The organism is Streptomyces nanshensis, assembly GCF_001751255.1.
Classification (GTDB): domain Bacteria; phylum Actinomycetota; class Actinomycetes; order Streptomycetales; family Streptomycetaceae; genus Streptomyces; species Streptomyces nanshensis_A.
Genome location: NZ_LJGW01000178.1, coordinates 1 through 264 on the forward strand (window position 1 = coordinate 1; position 264 = coordinate 264).

General features: G+C 72.0%; 1 protein-coding gene. It reads right to left on the reverse strand.

Features of this window, described 5'->3' with window-relative positions:
* Nucleotides 1-51: 51 nt before the first annotated feature.
* Entirely contained in the window at nucleotides 52-183 is a 132-nt protein-coding gene (locus AN218_RS38730) for a hypothetical protein (RefSeq protein WP_258396604.1), read from the reverse strand.
* Nucleotides 184-264: the final 81 nt, after the last annotated feature.

Genomic DNA, 264 nt, shown 5'->3' on the forward strand with positions numbered 1-264 from the left:
CCCGCGTCGCGCGGGCACGGCGACGCGGGGCACACGGAGGCGCGCGGGCGCCTACATCGACTTCATCCTCATGTAGCGCACCATGCCAGGCCCGTTGAGCGCCGCCATGGCGGCCACCGCCACGACCGCGGCACCGACGGCGACGCGCACGGCGACCGCCGGCACGAAGAACCCCTTCCGCATCCGATTCACCTCCCAACTCCCGTTCCGCTTCCGGCCAATTCGCACTCCGGATCGCTCAGCAGCTCGCCGACGAGCGACTCC